Annotated in this window: 15 protein-coding genes and 1 tRNA gene; 10 read left to right on the forward strand and 6 right to left on the reverse strand. The window is 67.5% G+C overall.

The genetic code is table 11. The annotated features are described in order from the left end of the window. Nucleotides 1–53: 53 nt before the first annotated feature. The 5 genes from yiaA to AC1MGT_RS03065 all read right to left on the reverse strand — a co-directional run bounded on the left by yiaA (nt 54) and on the right by AC1MGT_RS03065 (nt 4,781). Entirely contained in the window at nt 54–479 is a 426-nt protein-coding gene (gene yiaA / locus AC1MGT_RS03045) for an inner membrane protein YiaA (protein ID WP_499502959.1), read from the reverse strand. Between the two features lie 96 nt (nt 480–575). Continuing rightward, a complete protein-coding gene (gene crcB / locus AC1MGT_RS03050) occupies nt 576–962 on the reverse strand; it encodes a fluoride efflux transporter CrcB (RefSeq protein ID WP_499502960.1) in 387 nt (128 codons plus the stop codon). Beyond that, nucleotides 947–1,405 (reverse strand): molybdopterin synthase catalytic subunit MoaE, encoded by a 459-nt coding sequence (gene moaE / locus AC1MGT_RS03055; RefSeq protein ID WP_183558183.1) that lies wholly within the window; start codon nt 1,403–1,405, stop codon nt 947–949. The genes crcB and moaE overlap by 16 nt, the downstream gene beginning before the upstream one ends. After that, the gene (locus AC1MGT_RS03060; RefSeq protein WP_499502961.1) at nt 1,402–4,119 is read right to left on the reverse strand and encodes a DUF349 domain-containing protein; all 2,718 of its coding nucleotides are present in this window, start codon (nt 4,117–4,119) and stop codon (nt 1,402–1,404) included. Before AC1MGT_RS03060 ends, moaE begins: the two co-directional genes overlap by 4 nt. Before the next feature lie 77 nt (nt 4,120–4,196). Then, a complete protein-coding gene (locus AC1MGT_RS03065) occupies nt 4,197–4,781 on the reverse strand; it encodes a hypothetical protein (protein ID WP_499502962.1) in 585 nt (194 codons plus the stop codon). Nucleotides 4,782–5,094: 313 nt separating this feature from the next. On the opposite strand from AC1MGT_RS03065, the gene AC1MGT_RS03070 reads away from it, so the two are divergent. The 9 genes from AC1MGT_RS03070 to AC1MGT_RS03110 all read left to right on the forward strand — a co-directional run bounded on the left by AC1MGT_RS03070 (nt 5,095) and on the right by AC1MGT_RS03110 (nt 15,344). Continuing rightward, nucleotides 5,095–6,366 carry an exonuclease SbcCD subunit D C-terminal domain-containing protein gene (locus tag AC1MGT_RS03070; RefSeq protein WP_499502963.1) on the forward strand — a complete coding sequence of 424 codons (1,272 nt, stop codon included), beginning with the start codon at nt 5,095–5,097 and terminating at the stop codon, nt 6,364–6,366. Then, nucleotides 6,363–10,112 carry an AAA family ATPase gene (locus AC1MGT_RS03075; protein ID WP_499502964.1) on the forward strand — a complete coding sequence of 1,250 codons (3,750 nt, stop codon included), beginning with the start codon at nt 6,363–6,365 and terminating at the stop codon, nt 10,110–10,112. The genes AC1MGT_RS03070 and AC1MGT_RS03075 overlap by 4 nt, the downstream gene beginning before the upstream one ends. Before the next feature lie 56 nt (nt 10,113–10,168). Beyond that, nucleotides 10,169–10,378 (forward strand): hypothetical protein, encoded by a 210-nt coding sequence (locus AC1MGT_RS03080; protein WP_499502965.1) that lies wholly within the window; start codon nt 10,169–10,171, stop codon nt 10,376–10,378. 19 nt (nt 10,379–10,397) lie between these two features. After that, nucleotides 10,398–11,540, forward strand: coding sequence for a methyltransferase (locus AC1MGT_RS03085; protein ID WP_499502966.1), 1,143 nt, complete (start codon nt 10,398–10,400; stop codon nt 11,538–11,540). 62 nt (nt 11,541–11,602) lie between these two features. After that, a tRNA-Met gene (locus AC1MGT_RS03090) sits at nt 11,603–11,679 on the forward strand. Nucleotides 11,680–11,756: 77 nt separating this feature from the next. Next, on the forward strand, nt 11,757–11,990 hold the full coding sequence (locus AC1MGT_RS03095; protein ID WP_183558164.1) for a hypothetical protein: 234 nt from the start codon (nt 11,757–11,759) through the stop codon (nt 11,988–11,990). 27 nt (nt 11,991–12,017) lie between these two features. Then, nucleotides 12,018–13,427, forward strand: coding sequence for an ATP-dependent RNA helicase DbpA (gene dbpA, locus AC1MGT_RS03100; protein WP_258834760.1), 1,410 nt, complete (start codon nt 12,018–12,020; stop codon nt 13,425–13,427). A 139-nt stretch (nt 13,428–13,566) separates the two neighbouring features. Beyond that, nucleotides 13,567–14,856, forward strand: a complete 1,290-nt coding sequence (locus AC1MGT_RS03105) for a PEGA domain-containing protein (RefSeq protein ID WP_499502967.1) — start codon at nt 13,567–13,569, stop codon at nt 14,854–14,856. Between the two features lie 11 nt (nt 14,857–14,867). Beyond that, nucleotides 14,868–15,344, forward strand: coding sequence for a TssQ family T6SS-associated lipoprotein (locus AC1MGT_RS03110; protein ID WP_499502968.1), 477 nt, complete (start codon nt 14,868–14,870; stop codon nt 15,342–15,344). A 4-nt stretch (nt 15,345–15,348) separates the two neighbouring features. Here the strand turns inward: AC1MGT_RS03110 and AC1MGT_RS03115 are convergent, their stop codons facing one another. Then, complete coding sequence (locus tag AC1MGT_RS03115) at nt 15,349–16,941, reverse strand: amidase (RefSeq protein WP_499502969.1); 1,593 nt, start codon at nt 16,939–16,941, stop codon at nt 15,349–15,351. Between the two features lie 175 nt (nt 16,942–17,116). Here AC1MGT_RS03115 and ilvD point away from each other — a divergent pair, with 175 nt between their 5' ends. Next, nucleotides 17,117–18,982: a dihydroxy-acid dehydratase gene (ilvD, locus tag AC1MGT_RS03120; RefSeq protein WP_499502970.1), complete on the forward strand. Its 1,866-nt coding sequence runs from the start codon at nt 17,117–17,119 to the stop codon at nt 18,980–18,982. Nucleotides 18,983–19,202: the final 220 nt, after the last annotated feature.

The raw sequence follows: 19,202 nt of genomic DNA on the forward strand, positions 1-19,202 counted from the left end.
CAAGCACCCCGTTGGGCCTGGCGTAAGAAAAACACCTACAAAGAGAAAAGCACTTAGCTGTCAGATAACCTGGACTCGGGCGCCGGCCCGGCGGCCTGCAGATCGCGCACGTTCTTTTGCACGGCAACCACGGCAAACAATGACAACGCAAACGACATCGCATAGAAGCCTTTTTCGCTCAGCGCCAGCGTGGCGTTGATGAGGCCGATGCCCAGCAGCCCGATCGATGCCATCAGCGAGAACCAGCACAGCGACACGTACAGTCCGGTGACGGGCAAGCCTTCTGCACGATCACGCACTGTTTTTTGCAGGGAAATTGCGGCGAACAGGCCGTACAGCAGCAGCACGAGGTAGTAACCTTTTTCATTGAGCTGCATCTGGGCGTTCCAGAGGCCAATGAGATAGGCCGCCATGCCGATGATGAGTGCGCCCCAGGAGGCGCCGACGAAGGCCGCAGTCGGCCGGTAGTTGGTATTCATGATCGAGCTCCTGTGTAATTACTCGACGGGAACTCTAGCATGCTTCAACCGAACCACATATGCGTTGTCAGGGGAAACCGCCCCGCGCTGCCGACTTTACCCGCGCAGGGTGCGCAGCAGGGCAAAACCGGCCATGCAGCACAGCAGCGCGCCGATCAGGTGCAACGCCGTATGCGCCAGCGCCCAGCCGATCTCGCCACGCTGCAGCAGCGTCATCGATTCGCCACTAAAACTGGAGAAGGTCGTCAACCCCCCCAGGAAGCCGGTAATGATGAACAGGCGCCAGTGCGGCGCCAGCCCGGGCTGATCGGCAAAGAACGCGAGCGCGCAGCCGATCAGAAAGCCGCCGACCAAATTGGCCGCCAGCGTGCCGACCTGGACAAAGCCGTGCAGGCTGCCCAGCCACAGACCCAGGCCCCAGCGCAGCCAGGCGCCAATGGCGGCGCCGAGCCCGACCGCGAGAAAATTTAGCGGGCTTGCCACCGCGCCCGCGCTGTATCGTCCGTCACGCGCGCATCGACCCAGCGCGCGCCGTCCGGCGTGTCTTCCTTCTTCCAGAACGGTGCTTCCGTCTTCAGGTAATCCATGATGAATTCGCAGGCCGCGAACGCATCGCCCCGGTGCGCGGCGGTCACCGCCACGAGCACGATCTGATCGAGCGGCAGCAGCGGCCCCACACGGTGGATGACCAAGGTCGCGAACAGCGGCCAGCGCGCAGCGGCCTGGGCCGCGATGTCGTCGAGCGCTTTCTCGGTCATGCCGGGATAGTGCTCGAGTTCCATCGCGGCGACCTGCGCGCCGTCATTCAGGTCGCGCACGGTGCCGACGAACGCCACGACGGCGCCGACGCGGGCATCGCCCTCGCGCAGGCGCGCGACTTCGAGGCCGAGGTCGAAGTCGCCGGTTTGCACACGGACATTGTTCATGACGCCTCCTTCGGCTGACGCAGCATCAGGCATTCGATGCGCGTCTCGGTGCGCACGTCAGCCAGGGCCGGCAGCGCCAGCAATGCGCGCAGCTCGGCCGTATTGCCGCCCGGCTTCTGACCCGACTTGAGGGAGCTTTGCAGCACCTCGACCTGCAGGCGCAGGCGGTCGCGGGCAAATTCCGCGCCGCTGTCGATGCCAGCAGCGATCTCCAGGCGCAGCAGATCGTTCAACAGGCGCGGCCGGTTTTCCTGGAGCTGGCGCGCATACGCGGCGCGATCGCCTTCGAGCGCCGCGAGCGCCGCATCGAACCGCTTCTGCAGGATCGGCTCGTAACCACCGTCGACCGGGGCCAGTGCCGCCCAGCGGGTACGCCAGTCGTCGCCCTGCGTGTGGGTGCCGGCATTGCTGTCCGGATCGGCGATTGCTGTTTCGAGCGCCTGGATCAGGCGCAGCTTGTCGCGCACGACGCCGGCCAGGACCGTGTCGGCAGCGCGCCGCACCTCTGCCACCTGCGCCTGCACCTGGGCCACGGCAGCCTGATAGCGCTGCTCAACACGCGCCTCGTGGGCGCGCGGCACCGGGCCGATTGCCTGCCATTCGGCGGCGGCTTCGCGCAGCATCCTGGCGACGTTGGACGGCGTCGCATCACCTGCGGCTGCTTCGAGGCGGGCGCACAGCGCTTCTTTGGCCGCTTCGTGGGTGCGACGTTCGCTGTCAGCCGCGTGCGCATGCTCCTTGCGGGCCGCAAACAACGCGTCGCAGGCAGCGCGGAAACGCTGCCACAGCGCCTGCTCGGCCTTGCGTTCGAGCGGCAGCGCGCGCGCATGTTCTTGCCAGCGGCTTTGCAATTCGCGCAGCATGTCGACCGCGTGCCGTTCGTTCGGGTCGAGCTTGTGGACTTCTTCGATCAGTTGTTCGCGCACGGCGACTTCGACCTTGCGCTGGTTTTCCAGCGGCCGCTGCAGCGTCGTCAGTGCCTCGGAGAACAAACCGTCGAGACGTTTCTTTTCCTTGCGGTCAACCGCGCCCAGATGGCTCCAGGCGGTGCGCAGGCGCTGCACGGTGGCCGACACGTGCTTCCAGTCGGCGTTGTCCTGCTGCAGGTTGGCGATCTCGGCTTGGGCTTCATCGACCAGCGCCTGACCGCGCGCGGCATTCGCGTGGCGCTCGTCGGCCAGCTGGCGGAAATGCGCGGCGGCCGGTGCGTAGGCAGCGCTGCAGGCGGCGTCGAACCGCTCCCACAGGCTGCGCGGCGCCGGGCCGGACAAGGTGTCGAGCGCCTTCCAGCGCTCGCGCATGCTGCCGACCTTCTTGGCCAGTTCGCCCATCGCCAGACTCTGCGTGGCCAGCGTTTCAACTGTCTTGATCAATTCTTCGCGCGACACGTTGCCGCCCCAGCGCGCCCAGTCCGACAAGCGCTTCAGGTCGGCGCGCAGATGGGTCAGGTGATCTAGCTGGGCGCCCGTCAGGCGCACGCCCTTGTCCTTGGCGTCCTTCAGCGATTTGTCGATCTCGGCAGCGGTGCCAAGCGAGCCCTGCTGCAGGGCGGCTTCGAGCGCCTCCATCTGGTCGAGGAAGGCCTGGTCGGCGCCTTTGTCTTTGGCGTGCGCGGCGCCGCTATCGGCTGGCGCTGCGACCTGAACTGGTTTCGGCTTGCGGATCGCTTGCGGGAACGACGCGAGCAAGGCGTCGAAGCGCGCTTGCAGCGCTTCAGTAGCGGCGGCGTTGGCAGGCATGGCCGGCAGGCGCTGCCATTCGCGGCGCAGGGCATCCGGCGTCAATTCTTCTTGCGGCTGCGCCGCCCATGCGGTGAGCGCCGCGTCACGGGCGGCCAGCGCTGCGGCATCCTTCTCGGCGGTGGCCAGGCTGGCCGTCAGGCGTGCCAGTTCATTGCTCACCTCACCGACCAGCGCGCGCGGCAGCGATGGGTGGCCAGGGTCGGCCAGTGCCGCTGTCTGTTCCTGCTGCAGGCGGGCCAGCGTCTCGCCAAGCGCGGCGGCGTCCAGCCCCTGCCCGTCGAGCTGGCGCAGTGCGGTCAGGCGATCAATCATGGCGCGCTGCAACTGCACCTGCGCTTCGAGACGGGCGCCAAGCTGGGCGCGCACGGCCTCGAAGTCGGCAGCGAGCTCTGGCGCGCGGATGACCGACCATTTGCGGTCGAGTTCGCCAACGTGGTTGGGCGTGAGCAACGCATCGGCCAGCATGGCGCGCGCCTGCGCCAGCGTGTCTTCACCACGACGCAGTTCGGCTTCATGGTGGCGGATCGCATCCAGCCGGCCATGCACGAGCTTGGCAACGCGGCGGTCGACATTGCGCATCGCGCCGTACACGCGCTCGAGGTGCTCACGGCCATGGAGCAGCTCGGCGGCGGCCAAGCGCAATTCGGAAAACGGGGATTGCAGGATGAACTCGGCGGCAGCAGCTTCGTCGTTGCCAAGCGCCTTGAGCTGCGCGGCCTGGCGCTCGCGGGCGCTGGCCACGGCGGCGCGCGCCTCGGCGGCCTGCGCCGCGGCCTGGTTTGCCGCCTGCTCTGCTGCTGCGGCTGCTGCCGCCCTGGCCTTGTTATTGGCTTTGCTACCAACCTTGCCAGCGGTATTGCTACCGACGGGCTGGGCAGCGCCCGATTTCGCCGGGGCCGGCTTGACGGCGCCCTGTTGCTCGCCGGACGCGGCCGGCTTGCTGCCCTGCCGCTTGAAGAGAAAATCGAACATAGGAAATTCGCACCGCTAAAACTACCATCATAGCAAAGAACATGACGCCAACCGGCGCGCACGCCCTGCTCCAGCGGCTAATTCACGATGGGCACGACGGGTGACATGGCGGGTGATTTCCTGGTTGAAACTTCTTGGGAAAGGCTGGCACGCACGATGCCACGCCCCGTGTCACGGTGTTCGTTCTGCACCGTGTCGTGGGCCAGCATCTGGTTGGCGATCGTGAACCATTGCTCACCGGGAATCAGCGTGCGCGCCAGCGGCAGCAACTCGCGCTCTTCGCGTTCGAGGCGCTCGAGCAGCAGTTCGCAGCATGCTTGCAGCGCTGCCAGGCAGCCGGGATCGCCTTCGGCAGCGGCGGCCTGGGCCGCCATGCGCGCCGCGTGCGCGCGCCGGCTCAGCGCATCGAGTTCGGCCAGCAGCGCGCCCGCATCGGCGCCACGCCGGCGCAGCGCGGGCAGCACGAACTTGTCGAGCTTGCGCCACTGGCACGCGTCGCTGACCTGGCGCAGCGCCGCGCACGCCGCTTCGTACTGGTGCGCCGCTGGCGGCTCGCCCCACCAGGCGGCGGGCCTCCAGCGGTCAAGAAGTGCTTGCAGGTCGACGCGCGCCCGGGCTTGTTCGACGGATAGCGCCACCAGCGTGTAGGTGGAAGTGAGCATGATGTCTCCTCTCAATGCGCCGCCAGCGCGCATGGCGAGGCCATGCCGGATCGGCTGGGGATGCGGGTATCGGGGTAGCCGGCGATGGATTTTGTAGTAGTAGCCGGCGACAAGAACTAGCTAGTGTAGAGACACGGTCCTGGCCAGGTTTGATGTTCGTCAAATGCGATTTGACAACAAGAGCGGGGTCAGGCACGACGAATTTCCCCACACAACATGCTTGCGAGATGGTATTGCACGGCGCGCCACGACCGGTGGCCGGCTGCGTTATAGTAGGCCCCGATTTCGGCTTTCTCAACGGTAGAACTCCCCCATGCGGCTGCTGCACACCTCCGACTGGCATCTTGGCCAGACCCTGCACAATTTCGACCGGATCCACGAACACCAGCGCTTCCTCGACTGGCTGGTCGGGACGCTGGACGAAGAGCGCATCGACGTGCTGCTGATCGCGGGCGATATTTTCGATAACGCCAATCCGTCGTCGGCCGCCCATCGCCAGCTGTATCGCTTCCTGCAGCAGGCCCGCAGCCGCGTGCCCCATCTGCAGGTGGTGGTCATCGCGGGCAACCACGATTCCGCCGGCCGGCTGGAAGCGCCCACGCCACTGCTCGAGGCCTATGGCACGATTGTCGTCGGCAACGTGCTGCGCAGCAGCGATGGCGAGGTCGACCTCGACCGGCTGCTGGTGCCGCTGCATGACCGTACCGGCAAGGTGGCCGCGTGGTGCCTGGCCGTGCCGTTCCTGCGTCCCGGCGACGTGCCGCGCCTGCGCGCCGCCGCGGGCGATGGGGCCAGCGATGCGCCAGGGCTCGATCCTTATCTGCAGGGCACGACCCTGCTGTACCGCCAGGCGTATGCGCTGGCGCGTACCCGCGCCACGGACGGCCAGGCCATCATCGCCATGGGCCACTGCCATATGGTCGATGGCCAGGCGTCGCTCGACTCCGAACGCCGCATCGTCATCGGCGGCACCGAGGCGCTGCCCAGCAGCATGTTCGATCCGGGCATCGCCTACGCAGCGCTGGGTCACCTGCACCTGGCCCAGAAGGTCGGCGGGCGCGAGAACGTGCGCTACAGCGGCAGTCCGCTACCGCTGTCGTTTTCCGAAGTGAATTACCAGCATCAGGTGCTGCGGATCGACCTGGAAGGCGATCGTGCCGTGGCGATCACGCCGCTGTTCGTGCCACGCGCGGTGGCCCTGCTGCGGGTGCCGGCCAAACCTGCGCCGCTCGACGAGGCACTCGCGGCCCTGGAGGCACTCGAACTCGATCCCGACCTGCCGCAGCACGCCTGGCCTTTTCTCGAAGTCAGGGTGCTGCTCGACGGGCCAGAACCCGGCCTGCGCGCGCGCATCGAGGCGGTACTGACCGGCAAGCCCGTGCGCCTGGCCAAGATCGAACCGACGCGCAAGCACGTGGCCGTTGACGACGCGGAACTCGCGCTGAGCCTGGACCAGTTGGCGCAACTGCAACCCGACGACGTGTTCCGGCGCCTGTGGCTGCAGAAATACGGCGCCGAGGCCCCGCCCGAGCAGATTGCGTCGTTTGCCGAGCTGTTCCACGCGGTGGAGGGCGAGCCGCGATGAAGATCCTGCGCATCAGCGGCAAGAACCTCGCTTCGCTGGCGGGCGAGTTCGCCATCGATTTCGAATCCGAGCCGCTTGCCTCCGCCGGCCTGTTCGCCATCAGCGGCCCGACCGGCGCCGGCAAGAGCACCCTGCTCGACGCGCTGTGCCTGGCGCTGTACGGCGACACGCCGCGCCTGCTGAAGCGTTCGAGCACGCGCCTGCCCGATGTCGGCGAAGAAACCGTCACCGCGCAGGATGCCCGCACGCTGCTGCGCCGGGGCGCGGCCGAAGGCTGGGCCGAGGTCGACTTCGTGGGGAGCGATGACCGCCGTTACCGCGCCCGCTGGGCCGTGCGGCGCTCGCGCAACAAGCCGAACGGCGCGCTGCAGCCGGTCAAGATTTCGCTGAACCGGCTGCCCGAACTGATCCCCGTGGGCGGCACCAACACGGAAGCCGCGGCAGAGATCGTGCAACGCATCGGCCTGTCGTTCGAACAGTTCACGCGCGCCGTACTGCTGGCCCAGAACGAATTCTCGGCGTTCCTCAAAACCGACGAGAACGAGCGCGGCGAACTGCTTGAAACGCTCACCGGGACGACGATCTACAGCGACATCTCGCGCCGGGCGTTCGAGCGCTACAAGGCCGAACAGATCCGCACCCAGGTGCTGCAATCGAAACTGGCCAATGCCGCCCCGCTGTCGCCGGAAGACCGCGCGCTGCTGGACGCCGAGCGCACGAACGCCGACCTGGCCCGGCAAGCGCTGGACGATCGCCACGCACTGCTCGAGGGACAACTGCGCTGGCACCAGGAACAGGACAAGCTCACGCGCGGCGAAGCGCAGGCCGAACAGGTACTGGCGGCGGCCAATGCGCAGCGCGTCGAGGCCGGGGAGCGGCGCCAGCGCCTGGCCACCCTCGACGCGGTGCAGGCGGCGCGGCCGCTGAGTCTGGAAGTGCAGCGCCTCGAAGTCGAGCGCCGGCAAGCCCATTCCGCCATCGAGACGACGCAGGCCCAGCTGGCCGCAGCGCTCGAGGTGCGGCGCACCAGCGTGGCCGAGACCGATGCCGCCACCGCGCAGCTGGACGCCGCCGAAGCGGCACTGCGCGCGGCCGCGCCGCAACTGGATGAGGCCAAGGCGCTCGATGCTGCGCTGGCGACATTGGCGCCGAACCACGTGCAGGCGCAGTCGGCACTCGACGCCGCGCGCACGCAGGTGCAACAGGTCCGCGAGCAGCACCAGGTCAAATCGACTGCACTGGCACGTGCGCAGCAAGCCCGTGATAACGCTGCCGCCTGGCTGGCAGCCCAGTCGCGCCTCGACGCCGTGGCCGGTGCCTGGGGCCAATGGGAACGCCTGCTGCGCCAGGGCGAAGACACGCTTGCCACGCTGGCCGCCAGCAAGGCGGCGGCAGAGACAATCCAGGCCCAGGCACTGGGCGCTGCCAAGCGCGAAGCGCAAGCCACGAGCGCGCTCGCGGCCAGCACCGCACGTCTCGATGCGCTGGAGACGACGCGCCGCACGGCAATGGCTGCGCTGGCCGGTGTCGATGCCGACGCCATCGGCGCCGAGCGCCAGGGTCTCGATATGCGCCGCGAACGCCTGACGCAGGCCGAGCGCACCTGGAATGACCTGGCCGCCGCTGCCTCCACGCTGGCCAGCCTCGCGCGCGACATCGATCGCGTGGAGACAGCGCGCTCAGGCGCCGAACAGGGGTTGGCCGAGGCACGCGCTGGCGCCCTGGCGCTGGAGGCGGCGATGACGCAGGCCGAGCGCTCGCTGGCGGCAGCGGAACTCGCATGCGCAGCGGATGTCGAACAGTTGCGTGCGAACCTGGAGGACGACGCGCCCTGCCCCGTCTGCGGCGCCCATGAGCACCCGTATACCCATCAAGCTGCGCCGTTAAAGAACATGCTCGCCAGCCTGCGCGCCGAGGTCGACGGCTGCCGCCTGCGCGTGCGCGACAACAACGCGCTGCAGGCGCAGCATGCGGCGGCAGCGGGCGCGGCGCACGAGCGGCTGGCGGCGCTGGCGCACGAACGCAGCATGCTCGCCACGCGCGTTGCCAGTCTCGAACAAGCCTGGCACGCCGACCCACTGGCCGCGGCCGCGCCACCGGCCGCCGAACGCGCCGACTGGTTCGGCGCCCAGCGCAGCGCGCTGCGCGACGCGTTGGACGCATTGGCCCGGCAAGAGCAACAGTGGCGCGCCGCTGCCGCCGCCCGCGACACGGCCCAGCACGATGTCGACGCCGCCCAGTCCGACCTGGCCCGCCGGCGCTCGGCAGCAGAAGCCGAGCGTGAGGCCGCAGCCGGGCTGCAGGCCGCGCTCAAGACCCACACGCTGCGCTACGAAGCAGCAAGCGCGCAACTGGATGCGCTGCTGGCCGAACTCGATGGCCCGCTGGCCGATGCGCATGGGGACGGCTGGCAAGCGGCATGGCGGTGCGATCCGGCCAGCTGGCGCGGGGCGCGTGCGCAGGAAGCCGCAGCGTGGCGTGAGCAGACCGACGCACTGGCCCGGGCCACCGCCGCGATTGCGACACTGGACGTGGAAACGACGGCGCTGGCCACGCGCATCGCCGAGACGGACGCTGCCAGCGCGCGCAGTGCACTCGACTTCGAACGCATCGACGCCGAGCTCACGCAGAAACGCACGGCGCGCGCCGCGCTGTGGGCCGGTCGCCCGGCACGTGATGTCGAGCGCGAACTGAACGCCGCCGTCACCGGCGCGCGCGAAGCGCTCGCGGCGCGCCAGCTGGTGGCGCAGCACGCGGCCCAGGGCGAAACGACGGCGCGCACCGCGCTGGCGGGCCTCGTCGAGCGCGTGGCGCAACTCGACAGCGCCGGCGCGGCGGCGGCCACCGCCCTGGCCGATTGGCTGGAGGACTACCGCAAGGATCCCGATGGCGTGGATGACATCGCCAATCTGGATGTGCTGGCCCGCCTGCTGCAAGTGGGCGCCGCCTGGCTGGCGCAGGAACGCACGGCTTTGAATGCGATCGACACCGGGGTCGGCCAGGCCACCGCAATCCTGAACGAGCGGCGCGCCCAGCGTCTGGCGCATCTGGCGTCGGCACCGCCGGACGGCCAGCCGGTCGAGGCCGTCACAGCGGCGTTCGACGCGATCCAGGCCGAGCGCCATGCGGCCATCGAAGCGTCGACCTCGGCGCGCTTGCGCGTCATGCAGGACGACGAGCGGCGCGTGGCCGCCGCGTCGAGCCTGCGCGAGATCGAGCAGCAGCAGGTACAGGAGCAACGCTGGGGCAAGCTGTCGGAGCTGATCGGTTCGAGCGACGGCAAGAAATTCCGCAACTACGCGCAGCAGTTCACGCTCGACGTGCTGCTTGGCTATGCGAACGCGCACCTGGCGCAGCTCGCCAAACGCTATCGCCTCGAGCGCGTCAGTTACGCGGGCATGCCGTCGCTGGCGCTGATGGTGCGCGACCAGGACATGGGTGGCGAGGTGCGCTCGGTCAATTCGCTGTCGGGTGGCGAATCGTTCCTGGTGTCGCTCGCGCTGGCACTGGGCCTGGCCTCGCTGTCGTCAAACCGGGTGCGGGTCGAGTCGCTGTTCATTGACGAAGGTTTCGGCAGCCTCGACAGCGAAACGCTGGGCGTGGCGATGGATGCACTCGATGCGCTGCAGTCACTGGGCCGCAAGGTGGGCGTGATCTCGCACGTGCAGGAGATGACCGAGCGCATCGCAACCAAGGTGCTGGTGCGCCCGGCAGGCGGCGGCAGCAGCGCCGTGGTGGTCGAATGAGTGCGGGCCGGGCGGTGTAAAATGCCGCCCTCCTTCCCTTTACCTGCTCCGTGATCATGAAACCAGCCCGTACCCTGACGTTCAAGTGCGCAAAGTGCACCAAGCCAGTCACCGTCTATCTGCAAAAAGTCTCCGCCTGCTCGCACATCCAGCCTTACCAGGGCATCTGCGGCTGCGGTGAAGTCAAGCGCCACGCCACCGGCAATGCCGACGCCGTGGCGTCCTATCTTGCCTCGAGCCACGGCAACTGGAACCACCATCACTAATACTAATAGGGATCAAGCGATGGCACGCATCGAATGGGTCGAGGACGACGTCGAACGCTCGGCCGTCTGGCGCTCGGAGAGCGGCTGGCCCGCGCCAAAAAAAGTGGTGCTGGCCGACGACACCATGAGCGCCGACACTGCCTACCGGCTGGCGCTGGACGGCACGGCGCTGCTGTGGCGCGGCGACTTCCAGAACGCCCGCCAGCTGGTGCAGGCGCTGGCGCGCCGGATCGACCACAAGGGCGAGCGTCCACGCCGCGCCAAGGCCGGCAAGGCGGTACCCACGCCGCTCGAAGCCTTCCACCGCCATCGCCTGTCCCAATTACAACGTGCCCGCACGCTGGCGATGCTGGTGCTGCCGTTCGAAGCTGATCACAGCATTCCTTTGCGCCGCGCCCCCGATGCGCAGCAGGCGTGCCTGGAAGCGTACGGCCCGGTCGACGCACCGTATGTCGCCTCGCTGCGCGAACTGCTGGGCGTGATCGGCGCCCATGAGTGGCGCAGCAAGGGCGTCATGATTCCGGCGCTGAACGACCGGATCCACCCGTGGTACGGTGTGTTCTCGCCCGTGCGCGGCGAATATGTCGAGCTGGTTGCGCAGGCGCCGCTGCCTGCCGGTGCCCGGCGCGCATTTGACATCGGCGCCGGTACCGGCGTGCTGTCGGCCATGCTGGCCCGGCGCGGCCTGCAGGTGCTGGCCACCGAGGTCGATCCACGGGCGCTGGGCTGCGCGCGAGAAAACATCGAGCGCCTGGGCCTGGCGGCGCAGGTCGAGATCGCGCAGACCGACCTGTTCCCGGATGGCCGCGCACCGCTGGTTGTCTGCAATCCACCGTGGTTGCCGGGCAAGCCGAGTTCGGCGATCGAGTATGCGATCTACGATCCGGACAGCCGCATGCTGCGCGCGTTCCTGGCAGGCCTCGGTGCGCATCTGGAGCCCGGTGGCGAAGGCTGGCTGATCATGTCGGACTTCGCCGAGCACCTGGGCCTGCGCAGCCGTGATCAGTTGCTTGGATGGATTGCGGCGGGCGGCCTGGAAGTGATCGAGCGCCACGACACCCGGCCCGTGCACCCGCGCGCGACCGATGCCGACGATCCGCTGCACGCGGCCCGCTCGCAGGAAGTCACGTCGCTGTGGCGCCTGCGCAGCAGCGCCATTTGAGGGATTTACCCCCTCTGCACGTCGCGCATTGCATATTGCTGCGCAGCGCGCTATAATTGCGCTGCGGGGTGGAGCAGTCTGGCAGCTCGTCGGGCTCATAACCCGAAGGTCACAGGTTCAAATCCTGTCCCCGCAACCAATTCAATACAAAAGCCCGACTCACAGAGCCGGGCTTTTGTTTTCTATGGCAACAAAATGCAACCTCGAAGGCAGAGGATGAGAGACAAGAAAGACCACGCAACGTTCGACCTGCCTGGTTTCGAGCCGGCAGCGCCGCTCGATACGGTCACCGAACCCAAACGCACCGGCCCTCGTCCCCGCCGCAGCTCGCTCAAGCAAGAACAACTCTGCCTGATCGACGAAACCGACAACTCCGGCCTGCCTGTCTGGCGCCGCGACGACAAGCTCGACCTGACCGGCCTGCCGGTCTGGGCGCCCGATCCCCAATAGCGTCGGCCCTGCCGGCTGGAGGCTTCCATGCAATCCGATTCGTTTACCTCGCTGGCCCTCACGCCGCAATTTCTCGCCAACCTGACCACCCTCGGTTACGACCACATGACGCAGGTGCAGGCGGAAACGCTGCCGTCCGTCCTGGCTGGCAGTGACCTGATCGCCCAGGCCAAGACCGGCAGCGGCAAGACCGCCGCATTTGGCATCGGCATCCTGCACAAGCTCAATCCAGCCTGGTTCGCGATCCAGGGTCTGGTGCTGTGCCCGACGCGTGAACTGGCCGACCAGGTTGCCGGCGAACTGCGCCGGCTGGCGCGCGGCGTGGGCAACGTCAAGATCCTGACGCTGACCGGCGGCGTCTCGATGCGTCCGCAAATCGCCTCGCTCGAGCACGGCGCGCACATCGTCGTCGGCACGCCGGGCCGCATTCGCGACCACCTGGGCCGCGCGACGCTCGACCTGGCCAACGTGCAGACGCTGGTGCTGGACGAAGCCGACCGCATGACAGACATGGGCTTCTACGACGAGATCGCGGGCATCGTGTCGGCCACGCCGAAGCATCGCCAGACCCTGCTGTTCTCGGCCACCTACCCGGACGATATCCGCTTTGCCACGCAAGGCTTCCTGCGCGATCCGCTGGAAGTGAAGGTCGAGGGCAAGCACAGCTTCGAGCAGATCGACCAGCGTTTCTATGAGATCGGCTTCGAAGGCCGCGAAGATGCGGTCGGGCGCCTGCTGCGTCATCACCGTCCGGTGTCGGCGCTGGCCTTCTGCAACACCAAGGCGCGCTGCCGCGAACTGGCCGACGCCCTGCAGGCGCAAGGCTTTTCGGCGCGCGCGCTGTATGGCGAACTCGAACAGAGCGAACGCGATGAAATCCTGGTGCTGTTCGCCAACCGCAGCTGCTCGGTACTGGTGGCCACCGACGTCGCTGCGCGCGGCCTGGATATCGCCGACCTGGACACCGTGATCAACGTCGACGTGTCGAAAGACCCCGAAGTCCACGTGCACCGCATCGGCCGCACCGGCCGCGCGGGCGGCAGCGGCATGGCGCACACGCTGTGCGCGCCGAACGAAAAGAAATGGGTTGGCCTGATCGAGCAGTACCAGGACCAGCCGGCCGTATGGGAAAGCCTGGCTGCGCTGGGCGACGACGCCGAACCGGCCGCACCGGCGCCGATGGTCACGCTGGTGATTGCCGGCGGCAAGAAAGCCAAGCTGCGTCCGGGCGACCTGCTGGGCGCGCTGACGGGCGACGCCGGCCTGACGAAAGACCAGGTCGGCAAGATCAATATCGGCGAATTCAACAGCTACGTCGCGCTCGAGCGCAGCGTGGCGCAGGCCGCCGTCAAGCGCCTGGGCGAAGGCGACGCGCCGGGACCGGGCTTTGGCGTCATCAAGGGCCGCTGGTTCAAGATGCGTTTTCTCGACGCCTGAACGGTTGCGCGGCAGCGTATTAGATGCGCCCTTGCCGCGCACGCTTAAGTTGGGGGTACCGTCTTCCCCACAAATCTGGCATTATTTGCAATAAATAAACATTCGTTCGGCCCGCGCAAGCGGCGACCGGCAAGATGCCATGAACCCCAGCACGCCCCCGCAGCAACTCGACGGCCGCACGGTCCGCGAGATCGTCGAGTACAACCACGAGATGGTCAGCGAGCCATGGTGCCGCCGCATCATCCGTCAGGTGCTGCAATCGCTCGAAGTCCAGTACGGCATGAGCGTGCCGCACCGCCGCATCACGCCTGACAGCCTGCATATTCTCGAGGCCGGTGACCCGATGCTGGTGCCGGGCTACAGCGAGTTGCCCGACACTGCCGTGCCCGCCGACTATGAAGCACGCGACCTGTACGACCTGGCCGCCGTGATGCACTACGCGATCTCGCAGGAACTGGCACCGGTCACGCTGTTGCGCACGCTTGGCCTCACTGAGTACAGCGAGAGCTTCCTCGCAGCACTCGACCGTTGCCTGTCGCCCGATCCTGCCGTACGGCCGCAAACCATCGAGCAGATGCGCGGCTTGCTGGGCATTGCCGTCATCGCGCCGAAGCCCGCCATCTCGCTGCCGCCGATCGACGACGAGCCCATGGCGCCAGTGGTGTCGCTACCAACGCCGGCGCCGGCACCGGCACCGACGCCAGCACCTCCGCCGACGCCAGAACCTGTCCGCGCGCCTGAACCAGTGGCGGCGCCAAAGCCAGCGCCGGCAGCGCCAGCCCCTACCCCCGCTCCCGGTCCGCTCCCGATGCGCGCTGCCGCCAATGCATCGACGCCGATGATGCCCGCAGCGCCCCCGGTCGCTGCCCGGCGCACCAATACACGCTGGCCGCTGATCATCGGCGCCATCGTCCTGATCCTGGCCGCGCTGGCCGCCTTGTTCGCACTGATGCCCCAGGCCGACCTGAGCGGCATGAAAGACAGGTCCGCGCTGCCGGCAACGCCCGAGGCACCTGTTCCGGCAGCTGCCCCGGCGCCGCTGGTCACGCTCGCCGAAGAGCCGACACAACTCGACGCGCCGGTCATCGACGCGACCGAACCGCGCACGGCCACGACCACCCCGCCGCCAGCCAAACCGGACGTCGCCGTGCCGCCTACCGCGGTGCGTCTGGCGCCGCAGGGCACGCCGCCCGAAGCGGCCATCGCCGGCACCACCTATAAACTCCTGATCCAGCCATGGGGGACGATCGTCGTCGACGGCGTTGAGCGTGGCGCAACGCCGCCGCTGAAGCACATCACGCTGCCGCCGGGCGAGCACACGATCCGCATCGTCAACCCGGGCTTTCCCGAGCACACGGTGACCGTGCAGTCGGTAGAGGGCCAGAGCGGCACGATCGAACTTGATTTCACCGAGGAGAAAACGCCTTGAATACCTGTTTCATGAAACACCTGCCTGCGGCGGCGCTGATCGCCGTGATGACGACGGGCTGCGCCGAATTCGGCCCGGCACTGGGCGGCAAGGAAGCCGCGCGCGCCCACCCACGCGCCGACGACGCGCGCCCGCGCGCCGAACGCGCCCAGCGCGCAGACCGCACGAACCGCCCTGCTGCCGGCACGGTCGACCGCAGCGATGTCGCGCTGCGCGAAGGCATCGCGCTGTATAACGAAGGGGACTACAACGGTGCGATCCGGCGCTTGACGAGCTCCGACATGAAAAGCGGCACCCCGCGTGAACGCCTGTCCGCCGCCAAATACACGGCGTTCAGCTATTGCGTGAGCGGGCGCCAGGCGCTGTGCCGCGAGACGTTCGACGCCGCCTTCCGGCTTGATCCGGGCTTCGACCTGAGCCCCGGCGAACACGGCCACCCGCTGTGGGGCCCGGTCTTCAGCCAGGCCAAGGGGGCGGCGCGCCGCTAGCGATTTACACGCTGACGCGCGCCCGGTAGGTCGGCGCGCGGCGGCACCGGCTGGCTTGCTCGTAGGCGTACGCCATCCCGATCAGCGCCGGCTCGCTCCACGCTGTGCCAACGAACGACAGCCCGACCGGTAAACCGTGGATGAACCCTGCGGGCACCGTGATATGGGGATAGCCGGCCACCGCTGCCGGCGATGAAAAACTCGCGCCGTAATGGTCGCCATTGACGGTGTCGGTCAGCCAGGCCGGCCCGCCGGTCGGCGCCACCAGCGCGTCGAGCTTGTAGGCGCGCAGCACCTGATCGATCCCCTTGTCGCGCGAATAGCGCTGGTTGTTGGCGAGCGCCTTCACGTAGTCGCGCGCCTGCAGGCCGCCGGCCGCCTGCGCTGCGATCAGGTGCTCCTGACCGAAAAACGGCATCTCCCGCGCTGCGTTGCGCAGGTTGAACGCAATGATGTCGGCCATGGTCTTGACCGGCGCATGCGGCGCGTACGCCGCCAGCCACGCTTCGAGATCGGGCCGGAATTCGTGCAGCAGCACGGTCAGCTCGGACGCACCGTATTTGTCGGTATTGGGCACCGTGACATCCACCAGCACCGCGCCCTGCGCCTTGAGCACGCCCAGTTCCTTCTCGATCAGCGCATTGACGCCGTCGTGCCCGCCAAAAAAGTCACGCGCCACACCGATGCGCTTGCCGCGCAAGCCATCCTTGCGCAGCGCGTTCGCATAATTGATGGCGGGGGCACGCGCCGTGGCGCCATCCTGCGGGTCGGCGCCGGCCAGCGCCGCCAGCAGCAGCGCCGCGTCGGCCACGCTGCGCGTCATCGGCCCCGCCGTGTCCTGCGAATGCGCGATGGGGATAATGCCGCTGCGGCTGACCAGGCCCAGCGTTGGCTTGATGCCGACGATGCCGCAGGTCGATGCCGGCGAGACGATGGAGCCATCGGTTTCGGTGCCGACGGCCAGCGTGGCCAGGCTAGCGGCCATCGCCGAGGCCGAGCCGGAACTCGAGCCGCTGGTATTGCGGTCGAGCGCATACGGATTGCGGGTCAGGCCGCCGCGTCCGCTCCAGCCGCTGGTCGAGCGGGTCGAGCGCATGTTCGCCCATTCCGACAGATTGGTCTTCCCAAGGATGACGGCGCCAGCATTGCGCAGGCGGGCCACGATGTGGGCGTCGCGCCGGGCCTTGACGCCATCCAGCGCCAGCGAGCCGGCTGTCGTGCTCATCTTGTCGGCAGTGGCGATATTGTCTTTCAGCAGCACTGGAATACCATGCAACGGGCCGCGCAGCTTGCCCGCCTTGCGTTCGCGGTCGCGCTCGCGGGCGATCTCGAGCGCATCGGGATTGGTCTCGATGACCGAGCGCAGGCGTGGGCCGGCGCGGTCGATGGCCGCGATGCGGGCCAGGTAGCGCGAGGCCAGTTCGTGCGCCGTGAGCTTGCCAGCGCGCATGGCTTGCGCCTGAGCGTGGACGCCGGCTTCGAGGATGGCGGCCGGTGCCGTCTTCGATGGGGCGGCGTGTGCCAGCACGCTGGTGCCGGCAACTGTGCCGGATACCGTCCCGGCCACGCCCATTCGTACAAAATCCCTGCGCTCCATGCCTGTGTGCTCCTTCAAATGGCCAAGCAATAGCATAGCAGCAACGTGACCGGCGGACTGCCCGGCTGTGATAGGTGAAACGACTCACAGACGCGTCGATCATATATTGGACAAATCCAGCGCCTGCCGTCACTCTGATCCAATCATTGTTTTTGCATTATTCTGGGAGATTGCCATGCCGACTTACCGTTCACACACCACGACCCAGGGTCGCAATATGGCAGGGGCCCGCGCCCTGTGGCGCGCCACCGGCATGAAAGACGGTGACTTCGACAAGCCGATCATTGCGGTGGTCAACTCGTTCACGCAGTTCGTGCCGGGCCACGTCCACCTGAAAGACCTGGGACAACTGGTTGCGCGCGAGATCGAAGCAGCAGGCGGCGTGGCCAAGGAATTCAACACCATCGCCGTCGACGACGGCATTGCGATGGGCCACGGCGGCATGCTGTATTCGCTGCCTTCGCGCGACCTGATCGCCGACTCGGTCGAATACATGGTCAACGCGCACTGCGCCGACGCGATGGTCTGCATCTCGAACTGCGACAAGATCACACCGGGCATGCTGATGGCCGCGATGCGCCTGAACATTCCGACCGTATTCGTCTCGGGCGGCCCGATGGAAGCCGGCAAGGTCATCAAGGTCGTGAACAACGAACGCAAGGTCATCAAGCTCGACCTGATCGATGCGATGATCAAGGCCGGCGACGCGACCGTGTCGGACGCCGACGTGGCCGAGATCGAGCGCTCGGCCTGTCCGACCTGCGGTTCGTGCTCGGGCATGTTCACGGCCAACTCGATGAACTGCCTTACCGAGGCGCTGGGCCTGGCGCTGCCGGGCAACGGCACGATCGTCGCGACCCACGCCGACCGCAAGGAACTGTTCCTGCGCGCCGGCCGCCTGATCGTCGAGACCGCCAAGCGCCACTACGAGGAAGACGATTACTCGGTGCTGCCGCGTTCGATCGCGACCAAGACCGCGTTCGAAAATGCCATGGCGCTCGACGTGTCGATGGGCGGCTCGACCAATACGGTGCTGCACCTGCTGGCCGCCGCGCACGAAGCCGAAGTCGACTTCACGATGGCCGACATCGACCGCATCTCGCGCCTGGTGCCCTGCCTGTGCAAGGTGGCGCCGATGACCGACAAATACCATATCGAAGACGTGCACCGCGCCGGCGGCATCTTCTCGATCCTCGGCGAACTGGCGCGCGCCGGCCTGTTCGACACATCGCTGCCGACGATCCACAGCCCGACGATGGCGGCGGCCATTGAAAAATACGACATCGCGGTCAGCACCGACGAAGCCGTGCACCAATGGTTCCGCGCGGCGCCGGGCGGCGTGCCAACCCAGGTGGCGTTTTCGCAGGCCGAGCGCTACGAGAAGAACGACCTCGACCGCGCAATGGGTTGCATCCGCGACCGTGAACACGCGTATTCGAAGGATGGCGGCCTGGCGGTCTTGTACGGCAATATCGCCGAAAAAGGCTGCATCGTGAAGACGGCCGGCGTGGACGAGAGCATCCTCAAGTTCTCGGGCAAGGCGCGTGTGTTCGAGAGCCAGGACGCGGCAGTCGAAGCGATCCTGGGCGACAACGTGGTGGCGGGCGACGTCGTCATCATCCGCTACGAAGGCCCGAAAGGCGGACCGGGCATGCAGGAGATGCTGTACCCGACCTCGTACATCAAGTCCAAGGGCCTGGGCAAGGCCTGCGCATTGTTTACCGATGGCCGGTTCTCGGGCGGTTCGTCGGGCCTGGTGATCGGGCACGCGTCGCCCGAAGCGGCCGAAGGCGGCGCAATCGGGCTGGTGCAGGAAGGCGACATGGTCGACATCGACATCCCCGAGCGCACCATCAACCTGCGCGTGACGACCGAGGAACTGGCGCACCGCCGCGCGGCGATGGAGGCGCTGGGCGCGGATGCCTGGCAGCCGCTGGGGCGCGAGCGTTACGTGTCGCAGGCGCTGCAGGCCTATGCGGCGCTGACCACGTCGGCCGATCGCGGCGCGGTGCGGGATCTGGCGCAGCTGCGCCGCAGGTAGAGTTGGGTAGTACTGCTGGCTGTAGGGTGGGCGGCTACGCCGTCCACGCGTTCAAACCAAACCGGCGCTGTGTTAGATCGCGGGGTTCGATGGGCTTGATTGAACGCGTGGACGGCAGAGCCGTCCACCCTACGTCACTGCACCATCCGATATAGCACGGATTGGCTTGCCCCGCCCATAAAAAAAAACGCTGCCGAGGCAGCGTTTTTTTTATGGGGAA

The organism is Telluria sp. BA11, from assembly GCF_056680305.1.